This window comes from Flavobacterium sp. GNP010, from assembly GCF_056428945.1.
Genome location: NZ_JBWJVK010000008.1, coordinates 79,847 through 98,448, shown reverse-complemented (window position 1 = coordinate 98,448; position 18,602 = coordinate 79,847). Strand labels below are relative to the sequence as shown.

General features: G+C 34.6%; 13 protein-coding genes. 4 read left to right on the top strand and 9 right to left on the bottom strand.

The window, feature by feature from the left end; genetic code table 11:
- Positions 1–6: 6 nt before the first annotated feature.
- The 4 genes from AC061C_RS05055 to trmD form a co-directional block, all read right to left on the bottom strand.
- A complete protein-coding gene (locus AC061C_RS05055; protein WP_478290280.1) occupies positions 7–2,388 on the bottom strand; it encodes a TonB-dependent receptor in 2,382 nt (793 codons plus the stop codon).
- Positions 2,389–2,533: 145 nt separating this feature from the next.
- Positions 2,534–4,759 (bottom strand): NADP-dependent isocitrate dehydrogenase, encoded by a 2,226-nt coding sequence (locus tag AC061C_RS05050; RefSeq protein ID WP_478290279.1) that lies wholly within the window; start codon positions 4,757–4,759, stop codon positions 2,534–2,536.
- Positions 4,760–5,025: 266 nt separating this feature from the next.
- Positions 5,026–5,376, bottom strand: coding sequence for a 50S ribosomal protein L19 (gene rplS, locus AC061C_RS05045; RefSeq protein WP_073354306.1), 351 nt, complete (start codon positions 5,374–5,376; stop codon positions 5,026–5,028).
- A 169-nt stretch (positions 5,377–5,545) separates the two neighbouring features.
- Complete coding sequence (trmD, locus tag AC061C_RS05040; RefSeq protein WP_417970756.1) at positions 5,546–6,244, bottom strand: tRNA (guanosine(37)-N1)-methyltransferase TrmD; 699 nt, start codon at positions 6,242–6,244, stop codon at positions 5,546–5,548.
- 259 nt (positions 6,245–6,503) lie between these two features.
- On the opposite strand from trmD, the gene AC061C_RS05035 reads away from it, so the two are divergent.
- On the top strand, positions 6,504–8,576 hold the full coding sequence (locus tag AC061C_RS05035) for a M3 family metallopeptidase (RefSeq protein WP_478290300.1): 2,073 nt from the start codon (positions 6,504–6,506) through the stop codon (positions 8,574–8,576).
- Between the two features lie 163 nt (positions 8,577–8,739).
- Here AC061C_RS05035 and AC061C_RS05030 read toward each other — a convergent pair whose 3' ends face one another.
- Positions 8,740–11,196 (bottom strand): M14 family metallopeptidase, encoded by a 2,457-nt coding sequence (locus AC061C_RS05030; RefSeq protein WP_478290278.1) that lies wholly within the window; start codon positions 11,194–11,196, stop codon positions 8,740–8,742.
- Between the two features lie 319 nt (positions 11,197–11,515).
- Between AC061C_RS05030 and AC061C_RS05025 the strand changes: the two genes are divergently transcribed.
- Positions 11,516–12,448 (top strand): peptidylprolyl isomerase, encoded by a 933-nt coding sequence (locus AC061C_RS05025; protein ID WP_478290277.1) that lies wholly within the window; start codon positions 11,516–11,518, stop codon positions 12,446–12,448.
- A 107-nt stretch (positions 12,449–12,555) separates the two neighbouring features.
- On the opposite strand, the gene AC061C_RS05020 is transcribed toward AC061C_RS05025, so the two are convergent.
- Positions 12,556–13,428: an alpha/beta fold hydrolase gene (locus AC061C_RS05020; protein WP_478290276.1), complete on the bottom strand. Its 873-nt coding sequence runs from the start codon at positions 13,426–13,428 to the stop codon at positions 12,556–12,558.
- Positions 13,429–13,577: 149 nt separating this feature from the next.
- Here AC061C_RS05020 and AC061C_RS05015 point away from each other — a divergent pair, with 149 nt between their 5' ends.
- Positions 13,578–13,916, top strand: a complete 339-nt coding sequence (locus tag AC061C_RS05015; RefSeq protein WP_478290275.1) for a tRNA-binding protein — start codon at positions 13,578–13,580, stop codon at positions 13,914–13,916.
- A gap of 1 nt (position 13,917) precedes the next feature.
- Here the strand turns inward: AC061C_RS05015 and AC061C_RS05010 are convergent, their stop codons facing one another.
- The 3 genes from AC061C_RS05010 to AC061C_RS05000 all read right to left on the bottom strand — a co-directional run bounded on the left by AC061C_RS05010 (position 13,918) and on the right by AC061C_RS05000 (position 17,145).
- Positions 13,918–14,838 carry a hypothetical protein gene (locus AC061C_RS05010; protein WP_478290274.1) on the bottom strand — a complete coding sequence of 307 codons (921 nt, stop codon included), beginning with the start codon at positions 14,836–14,838 and terminating at the stop codon, positions 13,918–13,920.
- A 94-nt stretch (positions 14,839–14,932) separates the two neighbouring features.
- Positions 14,933–15,313, bottom strand: coding sequence for a PUR family DNA/RNA-binding protein (locus tag AC061C_RS05005; protein ID WP_478290299.1), 381 nt, complete (start codon positions 15,311–15,313; stop codon positions 14,933–14,935).
- Positions 15,314–15,384: 71 nt separating this feature from the next.
- The gene (locus tag AC061C_RS05000) at positions 15,385–17,145 is read right to left on the bottom strand and encodes an ABC transporter ATP-binding protein (RefSeq protein WP_478290273.1); all 1,761 of its coding nucleotides are present in this window, start codon (positions 17,143–17,145) and stop codon (positions 15,385–15,387) included.
- A 201-nt stretch (positions 17,146–17,346) separates the two neighbouring features.
- Here AC061C_RS05000 and AC061C_RS04995 point away from each other — a divergent pair, with 201 nt between their 5' ends.
- On the top strand, positions 17,347–18,447 hold the full coding sequence (locus tag AC061C_RS04995; RefSeq protein ID WP_417944368.1) for a Glu/Leu/Phe/Val family dehydrogenase: 1,101 nt from the start codon (positions 17,347–17,349) through the stop codon (positions 18,445–18,447).
- Positions 18,448–18,602 lie beyond the last annotated feature (155 nt).

The following is an 18,602-nucleotide window of genomic DNA, read 5'->3' as shown; positions in this document are numbered from 1 at the left end:
AAAGGTTTAAAATTTAAAGTTGTAACTCACCGCAGGAACCACACCAAAAATGGAAGTCTTAACTGCTTCGTTACTGCCTGTGTCATTGTTTTGTCTAAAACTGATAGAAGCAGCGTTTTTTCGATTGTACACATTGTAAATACTAAAAACCCATTCGCCTTTCCAATCTCTATTCTTGTTTTTTGTGGGTGTTAATGTCGCTGCTAGATCCAAGTGATGGTAGGTAGGAAGGCGATTTTCGTTTCGCAGTCCGTAACTAGGAACGCTCATTTCTAAGTATTCATATTTACCCACTGGATAGGTGACGGGTTGACCAGTTTGTAAAGCAAAATTAGCCCCAAACGACCACTTTTCATTTAGATTATACGAACTTGTAATGGCAATATTATGCAATTTATCATATACAGAATTGTACCATTGACCATTGTTAATTCCTAATTCTTGTGCCGTTCTTCCTGGAGTTTGTTGCTCAGATTTGGATAATGTATACGAAATCCAACCATTCAGTTTTCCTTCGTTTTTTCGGAGAAGTATTTCTAATCCATAGGAACGCAATTGGCCGTTTAGAATGATTTGCTCAATGGCTTTGTTGGCTATTAAATTTGCACCATCAATATAATCCAATCGGTTCTGGACTTCTTTGTAGTACGTTTCTATTTCTAGGGAATACATATCGTCTTTAAAGTTTTTGAAATATCCCAAAGCCACCTGATCTGCAATTTGTGGTTTAATAAAACGATCGCTTGGCGTCCAGACATCAAGCGGAGTAGGCGATGAGGTATTTGATATCAGTTGTAAATACTGCACCATTCTGTTATAGCTCGCTTTTATAGATTGATCATCGTTGATTTGGTAGGCAACTGATAGGCGAGGTTCTAGATAGTTGTAGCTTTTCATCACTTTGTTTCGGTCATAAAACTTGGTGTCTATGGGAGTTGCTTTTTCGTAAATCTGTAAATCTGAATTGAAAAACACTGGATTATCATTTTCATAAATATTTACCGTAGATTGTCCTAAGCGGTAAAACATACTATATCGTAATCCGTAAGAAAGCGCTATTTTATTGGATATATCATGATCGGCATTGATGTAAAGTGCCGATTCAAAAGCATATTTTTTATCCAATTGATCAAAGTTGATACCGGAATTTTCATCAGATGGCTTGATAGTACCCGGATTGAACTCATAGTAAATTCCGTTTACCCCATAATTTAGCTTGAATTTGTCTGAAATATAATTTTTAAAATCGTACTTGATATTGTAATTTTTTATACCAGAATCCCATTTGAACCCTACAAAATCTAAATCTAAACCATAATAATAATCACTGTAGATCAGCGATAAATTCGAAAATAATTTTTCTGAAAACAAGTGGTTCCAGCGTAAATTCACAATAGCATTACCATATATATTAGTAAAGCTTTTGCTTAGGCTAAAAACGTCTCGACCAAAATAACCGGATAAGTACAAACTGTTGTTGGTGTCTAATTTATAACTCAGCTTGGTGTTTAAATCATAAAAATATGCCGAATTGTCTTTTTGTTCCTCTGAAAGTTTTAGGAATAAATGTGCATACGAACTACGACCACCAATAAGGAATGATCCTTTGTCTTTTACTAGCGGACCTTCGGCTAAAATTCTACTGGAAATTAATCCGATTCCACCATTGACATGAAATTCCTTACTGTTACCGTCTTTTTGATAAATATCTAAAACTGAAGAGGCACGACCGCCGTAACGCGCTGGAATTCCGCCTTTGTACAATTTTAAATCTTTGATAGCATCAGGATTGAAAACCGAGAAAAAACCAAAAACGTGTGAGGAATTAAAAATGGTTGCCTCGTCTAGTAATATTAAGTTCTGGTCTGCTCCACCGCCCCGTACATTAAATCCGGAAGCTCCTTCGCCAGCATTGGTAACTCCAGGAAGTAATAGAATTGATTTTAAAACATCGACTTCACCCAAGACTACTGGCATTTTTTTTATAGTCGAAATAGAGAGTTTGTTGACACTCATTTCTGGTTTTCTGATATCGGTTTTGGTTTTATTATCTGTGATAACAACTTCTTTTAAGGCAGTTTCATTACTGAATAATTTAAAGTTGTTTTTTACATTTTGATCCAATGTTATGGATTCTTGTAAAGTTTGATAACCCAAATAACTGATTTGCACGGTGTACACGCCTTTTGGAAGCGTTATGGAATAAAACCCGTATTCATTTGTGGTTACACCAGTTTTTAGTTCTGGTAGTACCACATTTACACCAATTAAGGTTTCGTTGCTATTGGCGTCAATGATAGTACCACTGAGTGTGAATTTTTCTTGTGCAAAGAGTGTTATTGAACAAAAAAATAGGATTAAAAGAGGAATAACTTTTTTTGAATTCATGGATTACAGTTTATCAAAATAAAAACGTGCAAAGTACTTCAAATTGAATGGTTAATGACTTACAACAGATGTTAAGGTATTGCTAAGATAAAAAAAAGACAACGGATGAAGGTTGTCTTTTAGTATTCATTATGTTGCAGTTGATCTAAGCATTGATTTTCGCAAGGATTGCATTGAAAGTTTTACTAGGACGCATGGCGCTGCTTGTTAATTTTGGATCAGGTTGGTAATGACCATTGATATGCTGTGGTTTCCCTTGCGCAGCGATCAATTCAGTATTAATTATTGCTTCATTCGCTAATAATTCAGCTGCTATTGGAGTAAAAATGGTTTTCAAAGCTATTTCTTTATGCTGTGCTGCCAATGCTTCTGCCCAGTACATTGCCAAATAAAATTGGGAACCACGATTGTCTATTCCGCCTAGTTTACGTGCTGGTGATTTATCTGTTGCTAAGAATTTCTCGGTAGCTACATCAAGGGTTTCAGCCAAAACCATTGCTTTAGGATTTTTTAAGGTTTGTCCTAAATGCTCTAATGATGCTCCAAGAGCTAAGAATTCTCCAAGAGAATCCCAACGCAAGTAGCCTTCTGCGATAAATTGCTCCACGTGTTTTGGAGCTGATCCGCCAGCACCAGTTTCAAACAAACCTCCACCATTCATTAACGGAACGATAGATAACATTTTTGCTGATGTTCCTACTTCAAGAATTGGAAACAAATCCGTAAGATAATCACGCAAAACATTACCTGTTACAGAAATGGTATCGAGTCCTTTTACTATTCTATCTAAAGTGAAGTTGGTCGCTTCAACAGGATTTAAAATTTGAATATTTAAACCAGTAGTGTCGTAATTTTTTAAATATGTAGTGACTTTCAAAATTAGCTCTCTATCGTGTGCTCTGTTGTTATCCAACCAGAAAATAGCAGGTGTATTAGATAAACGTGCTCTGTTTACTGCTAATTTTACCCAGTCTTGAATTGGCGCATCTTTTGCTTGACACATTCTAAAAATGTCATTTGTCTCAACGTCTTGTTCCATCAAAACAGTTCCTTTAGCATCTACTACACGAACAATTCCTTCAGCAGCTATTTGAAATGTCTTGTCATGCGAACCGTATTCTTCGGCTTTTTGAGCCATCAAACCTACGTTTGGAACACTTCCCATTGTAGTTGGGTCAAAAGCGCCATGTTTTTTGCAAAAATCAATAGTTGCAGTATACACACCGGCATAACATCTGTCCGGGATCATGGCTACAGTATCGTGTTGTTTGCCGTCTTTATCGTACATCTGTCCTGAGGTACGAATCATAGCGGGCATAGATGCATCTACAATAACATCCGATGGAACATGAAGGTTTGTAATACCTTTTTCTGAATTGACCATAGCCAATGCTGGTCCGTTTGCAATGGCTTCATTTAATGCTGCTTCCACTTCAGTTTGCATAGGGTGTCCAGCAATTTTAGCATACACATCACCTAAACCATTTCTGGTGTCGATATTCAATTCATTGAATAGGACAGCATACTTTTCGAAAACGGTTGCAAAATATACTTCGACAATAGCTCCAAAAATAATTGGATCCGATACTTTCATCATCGTCGCTTTCAAGTGAACAGAAAGGAGTACATTTAATTTTTTAGCTTCTGCAATTGTTTTAGCGACAAACGTTTTTAAAGCTTTTAAGTTCATGACAGAACTGTCAATGATCTCACCTTCTTTTAGTGGGGTACTTTCTTTTAATACAGTTGTTGTTCCATCTTTTGCTATGAATTCGATTTTAACATCAGTGGGTTCAGTAACAGTAAGGGATATTTCACTTCCGTAAAAATCGCCACTTTCCATAGAAGCTACGTGTGTTTTTGAATCAGCTGACCACGCGCCCATAGCATGTGGGTTTGCTTTAGCATAATTTTTAACCGCTTTTGGTGCTCTACGATCGGAGTTTCCTTCGCGTAGTACAGGATTAACAGCTGAACCTAAAATTTTAGAATATTTGGCTTGTATCGTTTTTTCCTCATCGTTTTGAGGTTCTTCTGGAAAGTTTGGTAAGTTGTAACCATGTGATTGCAACTCAGCAATTGCTGTTTTTAATTGGGGAACAGATGCCGAAACGTTTGGTAATTTTATAATATTAGCTTCTGGTGTTGTTGCTAATTGTCCCAGTTCAAGTAACGAATCGCCAGTTTTTTGCTCTTCTGTCAAAAATTCTGGAAAATTGGATAAGATTCTTCCGGCTAAAGAAATATCTCTAGTTTCAATTTCAATGTCAGAAGTTCCTGTAAATGCTTGTACAATAGGTAAAAATGAATAGGTTGCTAATAAAGGTGCTTCATCAGTAAGCGTGTAAAAAATTTTTGATTTCTGTGTCATTTTTTTATTTTTATAATCGAATCGCGTTAAATGTAGCTTATTCAAGGCTTTTTTTCCTGAAATAAGGCGGGCAAATATATGAAAATCAGATGTAAAAGAAGGTGGATTTAACAGAGAAAAGCGCTAATTTTAGGATTCTGAACTTCTTATTTCTAAATTGTTAGTTTTAAGGGGTCAATACTATTAAATTAGGAATTTATAAGTAAAAATACAAACAAAAAAAAGTCCCAACATTGTTGGGACTTTTGTGATAAAAAGATAGTTGACTATCTTCTTTTATCTTTAATCTTAGCTTTTTTACCAGTAAGTTCTCTGAAGTAGAAAATTCTAGCTCTACGAACTGCACCTTTTTTGTTGATTTCAATTTTCTGTAAAGCTGGCAAGTTTACTGGAAAGATACGCTCTACTCCAATTGCACCAGACATTTTACGGATTGTAAAAGTTTCTGTGTTAGCAGAACCTCTTCTTTGGATTACAACACCTTTGAAAAACTGTGTTCTCGTTTTTTCACCCTCTCTAATTTCGTAGTAAACAGTGATTGTGTCTCCAGCTGCAAAAACTGGAAATTCTTTTCTTGTTACGAATTCGTCTTGAACGAATTTCATTAAATCTGCCATGATATTTTTTAATTATGGTTTGTATTAAATCAACATTCACGGATCTCGCCAGAGGTTAACTTAATGTGGGCGCAAAAGTATGTAATTATTTTGAATTATAAATTATAAATTATGAATTATTTGATGGCTTATAATGAGTCACTTATAATTTAAAAATGGTGCTTTTGTGTTACATGTCATCTTGAGCGGAGTCGAAAGACAGCAAATCAGGGCGTCTGTTTTTAGTGTGCTCGTATGCCATATCCTCGCGCCATTTATCAATTTTGGCAAAATTTCCACTCGTTAAAACTTCAGGAACTTTCCAACCGTTGTAATCTGCTGGACGGGTGTATATGGGACCCGATAATAATCCATCTTGAAAACTGTCTGTTAACGCAGAAGTTTCGTCACTCAAAACCCCAGGAATCAATCGGATTAAAGCATCTGATAAAACCAATGCACCCAGTTCTCCACCACTTAAAACATAGTCTCCAATAGAGATTTCTTTGGTAATAAAATGATCGCGTACCCGTTGATCTACTCCTTTATAATGTCCGCAAAGGATAATGATATTCTCATACATCGACATCGTATTTGCCATTTTCTGGTTCAAAGTTTCTCCGTCAGGCGACATGTAAATAATTTCATCATAGGATCTTTCACTTTTCAGATGGGTAATGCAAGCGTCAATAGGTTGTACGGTCATGACCATGCCAGCCCCGCCCCCATAAGGATAATCGTCTACGCTTTTCTGTCTGTTGGTCGTATAATCACGCAGGTTATGAAAATGAACCTCCACCAATCCTTTGTCGATAGCACGTTTCATAATTGAAGCTTCAAAGGGGCTTCGCAATAATTCTGGGAGAACGGTAACAATATCGATGCGCATCATTTCTTTTATAGGTTTTAATCCCGAGGATTCGGGAGCAAAGGTACAAAGTTGATTCCGTTTTCAAATAAGTTAATCTTGGATAAAAACTTTTTTTGGATTTGTAGTGTCGAATTGTTTTTCAGAAGCATTACTAATTTTAGATACTTTTTCAAACCACACTTTTTTCGACTACTTTTATACCTCAAAAATAAATCACATTACTATGCAAATTTTTTCGAAAATAATCGTTGCTAGTTCGCTGTTTTTAGTAGCTGGTATGCAAACTCAAACAGGATATGCACAAAATAAATCGGTTAAGATGACAAATCCGCTTCTACAAAAAAGTACGCTGCAATATCAGGCGCCCAATTTCAACTTGATTAAAGACGAACATTTTAAGCCTGCTTTTGAATATGGTTTAAAAGTGCACGATCAAGAAATAGACAAGATTGCCAATAATCCTTCTAAGCCTACTTTCCAAAATACAGTTTTGGCATTAGAGACAAGTGGAGTAGATTTTAATAGAGCAGTAGGTATTTTTTACAATTTAACAGGGTCGAATACCAATCCAACCTTGCAAGCTATTGATGAAGAGTATGCGCCTATTTTTTCAGGACACAATGATAAAATTTACTTGAATAGCAAACTTTACAGTCGTTTTAAAGCAATTAATTTAGCAACTTTGAAAGGAGAGGATAAGAAATTGACACAGTATTACTTACAGCAGTTTGAGTTGGCTGGAGCCAATTTATCAGCAGCGGATAAAGTAAAAATGAAAAAAATAAATGAAGAGCTGGCAACTTTAAGCACACTTTTTGGAAATAAACTTTTAATTGCTCGAAAAAATGGAGCTGTTTTTTTTGAGAATGCAAATGATCTAGCAGGTTTAAATGCCGCCGAAGTTGCTGCTGCTAAAGCAAAAGCGACAGAGGCAGGTCAAGATGGAAAATATGTAATAGGATTACAAAACACCACGCAGCAACCCGTATTAAAAAGTCTTACCAATAGAGTTAGTAGAGAAAAAATATTCAAAGCATCGTGGTACCGTGCAGAAAAAAATGATGATGGAGATACTCGAGACGTAATTGAGCGAATGGCAAAATTGCGTTTGCAAAAAGCAAATTTGATGGGTAAAAAGAGTTTTGCCGAATGGAAGTTGCAAGACCAAATGGCACAATCACCAGCATCTGCAATGGATTTGTTGGCAAAAATTGCTACACCGGCTGTTGCTAAAGCTAAAAAAGAAGCCAAAGAAATACAAGACCTTATCGATTCTCAAAACGGAGGCTTTAAACTAGAACCTTGGGATTGGGATTTTTATTCAGAGCAAGTTCGCAAAGCCAAATATGATTTAGATGAGAGTCAAATAAAACCGTATTTCGAAATTTCCTCAGTATTGGAAAAAGGCGTATTTTTTGCTGCAAAGCAAATGTATGGACTAACATTTAAAGAGAGAAATGATTTACCGGTTTATCATCCTGATGTAAAAGCGTATGAAGTATATGATACTGATGGAAAATCAATTGCGATTTATTATTTGGACTTTTATACGCGAGACAACAAAAATGGCGGCGCTTGGATGAGTAATTTTGTCAGTCAGTCGCACTACTTAAAACAAAAACCAGTGATTGTGAATGTGTATAATTTTGCAAAACCAACTTCGGGAAACCCGTCTTTGATCAGTTTTGATGATGTGACGACACTGTTTCATGAATTCGGGCATACGTTACATGGGTTGTTTGCAAATCAGCAGTATGTAACGCTTTCTGGTACGGCTGTGCCTAGAGATTACGTAGAGTTTCCTTCGCAGATCAACGAGCACGCGGCTTTAGATCCAGCAGTTTTAAAAAATTATGCCATACATTATCAAACCAAACAGGCCATTCCACAAGAATTGATTGATAAAATTAAAAAAGCAGACACTTTCAATAAAGGATATGTTGTAACAGAGCTTTTGGCTGCAGCAACACTTGATATGGCTTGGCATAGTGTTACTAAGGAATCTGATTTTAAACCCGTTTTAGAGTTTGAAAAAGAAGCACTTACTAAATACGGATTATTAGTAAATGAGGTTCCCACCAGATACCATACGCCATATTTTGCTCACATTTGGGGCGGAGGATATTCTGCGGGATATTATGCGTATACTTGGTCTAAAACTTTAGATTATAACGCGTTTGACTGGATGCAAGCCAATGGTGGTATGACAAGAGCCAATTGTGAACGTTTTAAAAAGTACATTTTATCAGTGGGTAACAGTGTGGATTTGAACAAAGCTTTCAAAGATTTCATTGGGCACGATATGCAAATCGAACCGTACTTGAGAAACGCTGGCTTGCTAGAAAAATAATAAAGTTTGATTCTATTTTAAAAAAAATGACATTCGAAAGAATGTCATTTTTTTTTAGAGCTGATTTTATACTAGATTTTTTATGAACACTTATCTGTTCGAGCGAAGTCGAGAATCATTACTTACCCTGGGCCTTAACCTGTTCGAGAGAAATCAGCACTTTTTACATCAATATACCGAAGAAAATAGCATTCCACAATAGCTTTTCAGTTCCCAACCAAAATGCTCTAAAATTGGTGTTGTCTGTAAATACAATTATGTTTCCATCTCCTTTTTTAATGGATTGAAAAGGAACTGTTTCTTTTAAAAGTGCGAGTTTTTCTTTAGAAATATAACCACTAATCAGTGGTGTTTTCGTGTATTGAATAGGGTTGTTATAACTATTTTTGTTGGGTTCAATCATGATTGAAGTATTTCTGAAAATAGGCAACGTATTGCGAGGCATTCCAAAATTGATAGGATGCGATAAGTCTAGTTTAGTTTCAAATATGGCTCCTGCAATTTCTTGCGCTCCTTTATAGTCATCTGTTTGCTCGAATGTAATTTCCTTAGCTTCCAGCTTAGAATCTTTAAGAGTCAATGCGGTTAACTCATTTTTATTCAGCCATTTAATGGCGTCTTGATAAGCAATTAAAGTCCCGCCGTTTTGCACCCATTGCCCAATTTTAGTTGCTGTTTTATCTGAAATTTTAGAATAAGAACCATTTACTAAAATTAAAGTGGTGTACTTACTTAAGGTAACACCTTCAAGTTGCTCCATGTCAATTTTGGTCAATGGCATCGCGGCTTTTTGGTCAAACATGTGCCATATTTCTCCAGCATCAGCGGGATCGACACCTTGTCCTACAATAATGGCGACTTTTGGTGGTGTCAATGTCACGAAATTTGGATTGCCTAAATTGATACCGTCCGTTAAGCCAGTTTCTACGGCTGTAATTTCGATAGCATAATCAGTAATAATTTGATTCAAATAGTTAAAAATTTCTTGACTACTTAATTCTTGATTTTGGACAGGAATAAATAAAGAACCATATGAAAATGTTTTTCCAATGTGCGTAAATGGTTTTTTGGTAGTTCTTACACGCAATCCCTTAGCAAGTAATTGGTTTAATAATTTTGGAGCTTTATGATCTGTCCACTCCATCAAATAGCCAATGTCACTTTTCTTCGAAACAAAACCTTTTTTCAGATTTGGTTCATAATCATTACCGGCATTGTCTAGTATATTTACGCTTTCAAAGTTGAGGTTAAAAGCCAAATCAAAGCTCCACGCTGAAATGTCATAAAATAAACTGTCTTTAAATTGTAATTGACGGTCAAAAATCGCATTTATCAATTTGGTGTTTTGTTGTGCAACGGGAATAAAATAACTTAAACTTTTAGAAAATTTCTTTTTGTTGATGATAACATCCTCTTTTAATTCTTGCATTTTTATTTTGTGCTGACTTAGAATCTTGGCTAATTCATGTACTCTTGAAGCATCTTTTTCATCACCAAAAACATAGCCTTTCACTTTGCTTTTACTACTTTCTGTTTTAGCATTTTTGTAAAAATCTCTTTGGTATGCCAGTAGCTCTTCACGCATTTCAGTTGTTGCCTGCAAGGTTGATAAACTGGTTGTAAATTGATTTCGGATCGTAAATGGAAACGTCAAAATACCATTAGCACTTTCCTGCGCATGTCCTCTAGAGCTGGCTTGTTCAAATAATATTCCTATGGTACCATTGATGTCAGGGTAGGAGGATCCTTTGCCGTAATAAAAATCGTCATAGTTTTCTTCAACAAAATAGGAACTGCCTATTTTATCTAATGCTTTGGCGTGGTATCCTGCAATTTTACGAGTTAACACCTGGTTTAGTTCCGGAGTAAGCGGATTGGTTCGAGTGGGTTCACCTGGTTGGAAAAAGTAGGTAGAATTTGTTCCCATTTCATGAAAGTCACACAGGACATTTGGCATCCACTTTCTAAAGGTTTTTATTCGTGCCTGACTTTCCGGTAGCTGTACTGGCAACCAATCTCTATTCATGTCAAACCAGTAATGATTAAAACGTCCTCTTGGCCAGACTTCATTGAACTCGCGATCGTTAGGGTCAGTTACTAAGTTGGCACTTTTATTACTGTTAACCCAAGTCGAAAAACGATGCAAGCCATCTGGATTAAAGGAAGGGTCCAATAATATTATCGTTTTATCTAATGTTTTCATTAGTTCAGGACTATCATTTGCTGCAAGATAATAAGTCAAAGCGATTGCAGCACCTGTACCGCTAGACTCATTTCCGTGAATGGAATACCCTAAATAAACTACTATCGGTAAGTCTGATAAATCACTATTATTAGCATTAGCATCAGTAATGGCGGCATGTCTTTTAAGAATTTCGTCAATGTTAGCCAAGTTTTTTGGACTAGAAATAGTCAATAATTGCAACGGGCGATTTTCAAACGTATAGCCTGTGGTTTCAATTTGAATCCTATCCGATGCTTTTGCAACTTCCCTCATATAGTTGACAACTTGAGTATGATCGGTATGCATTTCTCCCAATTCAAAATTAAGAATGCTTTTTGGTGTTGGGATTTTTGTATTGTAACTACCGTTTTGAGGTAAATAATAATCTAATGACATTTTTTGCCCAATACTCAAAAAAGGAATACATAGCAAAAAGGAATACATTAATTTCATGTGGTTTGGTATTAGTTTGAGGTGTAAATATAAAAAGTATTGTATTGCCATTTTAGTATTTTGCTGTTAAAAAATAGATGCTATTTTATTAAATTGTTCTTTTTTTTGATATTTCAGTTGCTATAAATGGAAATTTGATTATTGTCTGCCTGGCTGCAAACTGCATACTTATTTAACTTTTCATTTGCAAATCAAAAGTTTGATGCAATAGGTTGAAATAAATTTAATTTGTAAATTTGCAATTCAATAAAAATTAAAACACATGGAAAACGGAATATATGCTAAATTCAATACTGCAAAAGGTGCTATTTTAGTAAAACTTACACACGATTTGACGCCGGGAACGGTTGGGAATTTTGTAGGATTAGCAGAAGGAAATATAGAGAATAAAGTAAAACCTCAAGGAACAAAATTTTATAACGGTCTAAAATTTCACAGAGTAATTCCTGATTTTATGATTCAAGGTGGTTGTCCACAAGGAACAGGAACTGGAGATCCTGGATATAAATTTGATGATGAATTTCACCCAAGTTTAAAACACAATCGTCCGGGAGTTTTAGCAATGGCTAATTCAGGACCTGGAACAAATGGCTCACAATTTTACATCACACATATTCCTACGGATTGGCTGGATAATAAGCATACTGTTTTTGGTCACGTGGTGGAAGGACAAGATATTGTTGATTCAGTCGAGCAAGGAGATGTTTTAGAATCTATTGAAATTATTAGAGAAGGAGATGAAGCTGCAAATTGGAATGCAATTGAAGCTTTTATCACTTTCAAAGGAGCGCGAAACAAACGTGATATTGCACTAAAAGCCGACGCCGAAGCAGCAATGGAAAAGTTAGCTGCTGGGTTTGAAAAAACAGAAAGTGGTTTGCGTTACCAATTCATCCAAAGAGGTGAAGGTAAAAAAGCAGAAAGCGGAAAAACAGTTGCTGTTCATTATGAAGGTTCATTAGAAAATGGTAAAGTTTTTGACTCCTCTTACCCAAGAAAAAAACCTATCGAATTTAGATTAGGTCAAGGTCAGGTTATTGAAGGTTGGGATGAAGGAATTGCATTGCTACAAGTTGGTGATAAAGCACGTTTTGTGATTCCCTCTCACTTAGGATATGGATCTCGTGGTGCAGGAGGAGCAATTCCACCAAATGCCACTTTGATTTTTGACGTAGAATTGATGGAGGTTAAATAGTCTAGAACTAGTTATAGAACCAATAAAATTTAAAAATCCCAAAACGAAAGTTTTGGGATTTTTTGTATAGAATAAATTGTGGCTTATAAAAGGTGTTAATTTCGAATTTATGAATGTAAGAATTCAAGCAAATCCTTGTTTAATTTATCTTTTTCAATGTAAAATAAACCGTGAGGAGCTCCTTCATAAACAATAAATTTATTGTCTGGTATTAGTTTAGCTGCTATCTCAGAAGTGATTTCGATGGGAACCGTTTTATCTTCGTCTCCATGAATAATTAATGTAGGAACATTTACAGAAGCCATTTCACTTCGAAAATCGGTTGCCGAAAATGATTTGGCACATTCTAAAGTAGCACGTGGGGATGCTAAAGAGCATAGCATTCTATAATAGTCTAATAAAGGAGTACTGATTGGTTTGCTGATAAAGCTCACACCGAAAAAAGTTTTCCCAAAATTATCCAGAAAACTGATTCGGTCTTCTTTAATTAGCTTTGCCATACCATCATACTTTTCTTGGGGAACACCTTTTGGATTGGAGTCTGTTTGCAGTTGAAATGGTGTAACTGAAGCGATAAGAACCGCTTTAGAAACTCCTTTTCCGCCATGACGACTGAAATAGCGAACTACTTCTCCGCCTCCCATTGAAAATCCAACAAGAGTGACTTTATTTAAATCCAATTGGTCAATAATTGCCTTTAAGTCGTCTGCTAAAGTGTCATAATCATAACCATCCCAAGGTTGTGAGGATTTACCAAAACCACGACGATCATACGCAATTACTCTGTAATTATTTTGAATTAAAGTATCAATTTGATACTCCCACATTTCATTAGATAGTGGCCATCCATGAATAAGTATTACAGGTTTTCCTTCGCCATAATCTTTAACATATAATTTGACATTTGGTGCTGTTTCAATGTACAGGTCTAATCCAGTATTATTTTCCTTTCTTGATTCGCTGCTGTTTATCTGATTCATTTCCATGATATTTACTATTTAAATGATGAATTTACTATTCCTCTTTTGTAAAATTAACATCATAAACTAAAAATAGTATTATAGAATTAGTGCAAATATTTGTATAATTTAGAGGTTTGCTATTCAATACTTTATTTATAAAACTAACTATGGAAAACCTTACTTGGACTGAATTTGAAAAAGCAGAAATGCGCGTAGGAACGATACTTGAAGTAAATGATTTTCCAGAAGCGAGAAAACCTGCCTATCAATTGACAATTGATTTTGGTGCTGCAATTGGAATTCTAAAAACATCGGCGCAAATAACAAAACGGTATCAAAAAGAAGATTTACTCCAGAGGCAAATTGTAGCAGTTGTCAATTTTCCAAAAAAACAAATCGGTAAATTCATGAGTGAATGTCTCGTACTTGGAGCAGTAGGTGCAGAAGGCGATGTGATTTTATTGGCACCCGATTTTAAAATCGAGAACGGATTGCGAATTGGATAAATTAGGGCACTAAAGTGCTCTCTTTTTTTACTTCTAATGTTTCGTATTTATTGTGAATTGCTAGAATGATAACGCCAAATAAAACAGCAGTTACAATAAGGATTGTATTCATTATTCCTTCTGTTCCAAAAGAAAGTTTGATCAAGATTGTAGAAATTATAAATCCGGAGTTCCTGATGACTCTATTGAATTTATCCGAAAGAAAAAAAGAGAATAATAGTAAAAGCACCTCTGTTAGGATTAAAATTGTAAAAAATTTTTCGAAGAAAATTTTATTAATATCCTTAATGTTGTTTACTATCTCTTTCAATGAAAAGAAACTTTCGTAAATCCAGTGACCCAAACTGTATATCGATAATACCAGAAATATTGGAATGAGTACGATGGCAAAAATATTTTTAAGATTGATGAATTTAGTTACTTCTATATGTTTTTGAATTTTGGCTTGATTGATTTCATTTTGTCTGTTGAGCTTATAAAATAAAAAAATCAGGAAAAATAAAATGACAGTAGCCAAGATGTCAAGTGTAAAATTCACATTGGTCTTAACATTAAACCAATTGGAATTGATTTCTAATTTTGTTAAGTCTTTAAAAATTCTCCTAATAATGATTAAAGTGATGATTTCATATTGTTTGCCAATGTATATGGTAGTTGATTTTGGCAAATAGTACACTAGAAGATACACTTCATAAATCAAAATAAAGGAAAAGGGAGTGTAAATAGCAGATATTGGGTCGTTCAATAATTTAGAGTAATCATTGATAAGAATTATTTTGAGATCAACTAATGTAATGATTAGCAAATGCAATATGAAACTTATTATAGCCAACGATATAAAGAAGATTTCAGTTTTCTTTTTCGTTTTTTCAGATAAAAGTTTGTCGTAAACAATGTCGGACAATGATTTAGTTTCTGTCATATTTTTAATATTGAATTAAAAATAATGAAAAAAGCCTAAAACTCATTTGAATTTCAGGCTTTTAACTTTCGTTTAAGTAGGTTGTTTTATTACATTAAATATCGTCAAATTCTATATCTGTAAATGTTGAGGTTTGTGGTATCTCATCATCGTCTGATTTTTCTTGAGCGTATTCTTTTTTGAAATCTTTTTGGTGACGTTCTGAAATTACTTCTTCTCCTTTGTGGTTCAATACATAAGAGGTCATTTCACCTAAAATTTCTGCAAAAGCTACAAAATCTTCTTTGTACAAATAGATTTTATGTTTTTTAAAATGGAAAGAGCCATCTTCTTCTGTAAATTTTTTACTTTCAGTAATGGTAATATAGTAATCATCTGCCTTGGTCGCTCTTACATCAAAGAAATAGGTTCTTCTTCCAGCTCTTAAAACTTTCGAAAAAATCTCTTCTTTTTCTAACATGTCATGTTCTCTCATAATCCTTTCTTTCAATTTATGGTTGTTAACTAGCAATCAAAAATCTATAAAAAATATCTATTTTCCAACATTTAAAGCATTTCTTTTTCTGAAAGTTGTTTTAAGTATAAAGCAGCATAGTAGCCTTCTTCATTTATCAATTGATTATGAGAACCTTGTTGTATAATTTGACCATTCTCTATGATAATAATTCGATCAGCATTTTTAGCCGAGGAGACACGATGACTTACAATTATAGTAGTTTTGTCTTTGCAAATTTCAAATAAGTTATTCAATATAGTTTCTTCGGTTTCAGTATCTACTGCTGATAAACAATCGTCAAAAAGTAAAATTGGTGGGTTTTTGATAATCGCTCTGGCAATAGAAACGCGTTGTTTTTGACCTCCAGAAAGTGTGATTCCTCTTTCTCCTAAAATTGTTTCATACTGTTTGTTGAAGCCCATAATATTATTATGAACAACGGCACTTTTAGCAGCTGATTCCACTTCTTGAGTAGTTGCATTTTCTTTGCCAAACATGATATTGTTTTTAATACTATCCGAAAACAGGAAAGCATCTTGTGGCACTATTCCAATACTATTTCGTAAATCAAAAAGATTGACACTGCTTATTTCGTTCCCGTCAATGGTAATTTTTCCTTCGGTTACATCATACATTCTCGATATCAAAGATAAAATCGTTGATTTCCCAGAACCTGTTTTTCCTAAAATGGCCAGAGTCTCACCTTTTTTTACGGTAAAAGAAATGTTTTGTAAGGCGGTAATATTTGTGTCTTCATAGGTATACTTTACATTTTCGAAAGAAATAGACCCTTCAATGACTGATTTGTTTTGGTTTTGATTTTTTATCTCCGGTTCAATTTTAAGGAATTCATTGAGTCTTTTTTGAGAAGCTTCGGCCTCCTGAACCATAGACGAAACCCAACCTAAAGAGGCAACAGGCCAAGTGAGCATATTAACGTACAAAATAAATTCAGCAATTGTTCCAATGCTTTTTATAGAACCGTTGATGTACATTAAACCACCAAAATATATTACCACTAAGTTGCTAATTCCTATCAACGCAAGCATTAAAGGTCCAAATAAAGACTGTACTTTGGCTAGATTTAAGCTTTTACTTTTGCTTTCATTGGCTAAAGCAACCATGTTATTTTGATGTTGATTTTCGAGTGAATAGGCTTTTATTACCCGGATCCCGGAAAATATCTCTTGAGAAAAACTAGACACTTTAGATAAATATTGCTGAAAAATAGTACTTCGTACATTGATTTCTGAGCTCAATTTAAAAATGGCATAGGATAAAATAGGAAGCGGTAGCAGCGTGTATAAAGTTAATATTGGCGAGACATTGTACATATACACTATTACGATAGCAAATCGAATGACAGTATTTATTGTGTACATTACCGCAGGACCTACATACATTCTTACTTTTGAAACGTCTTCGCTAATACGGTTCATCAAATCACCAGTGCGATTTTGTTTATAGAAATTCTGAGACAAATTTTCATATTGACGAAATACTTCGTTTTTCAAATCAAATTCAATGTGGCGTGACATTACAATCAAAGTTTGTCGCATCAAAAAAGTCAGAAAACCAGCGATAATAGTGGTGGCAATGACCAACAAGATATTCGATAATAATTCTTCGTGAATAACAGATTTGGATACTGTATTGTCTTTGGCGAAAGCCTCAATAACTTTAAACGATTTGCTGATCAACTTTGGCGTGAAAAGCATAAAGATTTGAGCGATAATTGTAAAAATAATTCCTAAGAGAAAACTGTATTTGTATTTAACGAAGTATTTATTTAAATAACGTAATTCTTTCATTTTGTTTGAGATATGCTTTGTTGAACTATTTTTATTTTAGGATAAATCTTTAATTTTAATATTTTGATTACTAAATCCTTAAGTATGTATTTTATTGATTTAATGAATTTTACACAAATCATTAGTGTATATTTAAATTTTATGTAAATTTGAAATGTCTTTTTGACAAATTCATAATTTAAAACTATAAAAACTGATACTATGAATGCAGCTTTCACAACTGGAAAGGAACTTCAAAAAATGGATCCCGTTTTTGGTCAATTATCATTTGATGATCACGAACAAATTGTATTTTGCAACGACAAAGATACAGGTTTAAAAGCAATTATTGGTATTCATAATTCGGTAATGGGGCCTGCTTTGGGCGGTACACGAATGTTTAATTATGCCAATGAATGGGAAGCATTAAATGATGTTTTGCGTCTTTCTAGGGGTATGACTTATAAGGCAGCAATTACTGGATTAAACATTGGTGGAGGTAAAGCGGTAATCATTGGTGATGCTAAAACACAAAAAACACCAGAGTTGATGCGCAAGTTTGGTGAATTTGTACATTCGTTAAGCGGAAGATATATTACTGCTGAAGATGTAGGCATGGAAACCGCAGACATGGATATTGTAAGAGATGTTACCCCTTATGTTACTGGAATTTCAGAGGAAAGAGGTGGAGCTGGAAACCCATCACCTGTCACAGCGTATGGTGTGTATGTAGGTATGAAAGCTGCTGCAAAACAACAATTTGGTTCGGATGTTTTAAGCGGAAAAAAAGTATTAGTACAAGGAATAGGTCACGTGGGAGAAACGTTAGTCGATTATTTGACTAAAGAAGGTGCGCTAGTCACTATTGCCGATATCAATGAGGAGAAATTGAATGAAGTAGGTACAAAATACAATGCCCAAATTTTTAGAGGGGACGATTTGTACAGTGCTGATGTTGATATTTATGCGCCTTGTGCTATGGGGGCTACCATCAATAATGATACTGTTTACAAATTAAAAGCAAAGGTAATAGCTGGTGCTGCTAATAATCAATTGGCAGATGAAAATGTTCACGGAGCCATTCTACAAGAAAGAGGCATACTTTATGCACCTGATTTCTTGATTAATGCTGGGGGTATTATAAATGTTTATGCTGAATTAGCGCATTATGACAGAGCAGAAATCATGCGTAAAACAGAAAATATTTACAATACAACTTTAGAAATTTTTGATTTTGCACTTGCCAATAAAATAACAACACATCAGGCAGCTTTGACGATAGCTCAAAACAGAATTGATCAAAGAAAATTAGAGAATAAATAGAAAATAGTTGGTATTCAGTATTCAGTCGAAGGGCTCAGCTAGTGCTGAAAACTCAGGCTGAATACTGATAACTTTTTAAAATAAGCATTTATATATTTTATTTTAAAAAATGAAATTCTTATTTTTGCGCCCTAATTAAAAAAGTTCTTACAAGG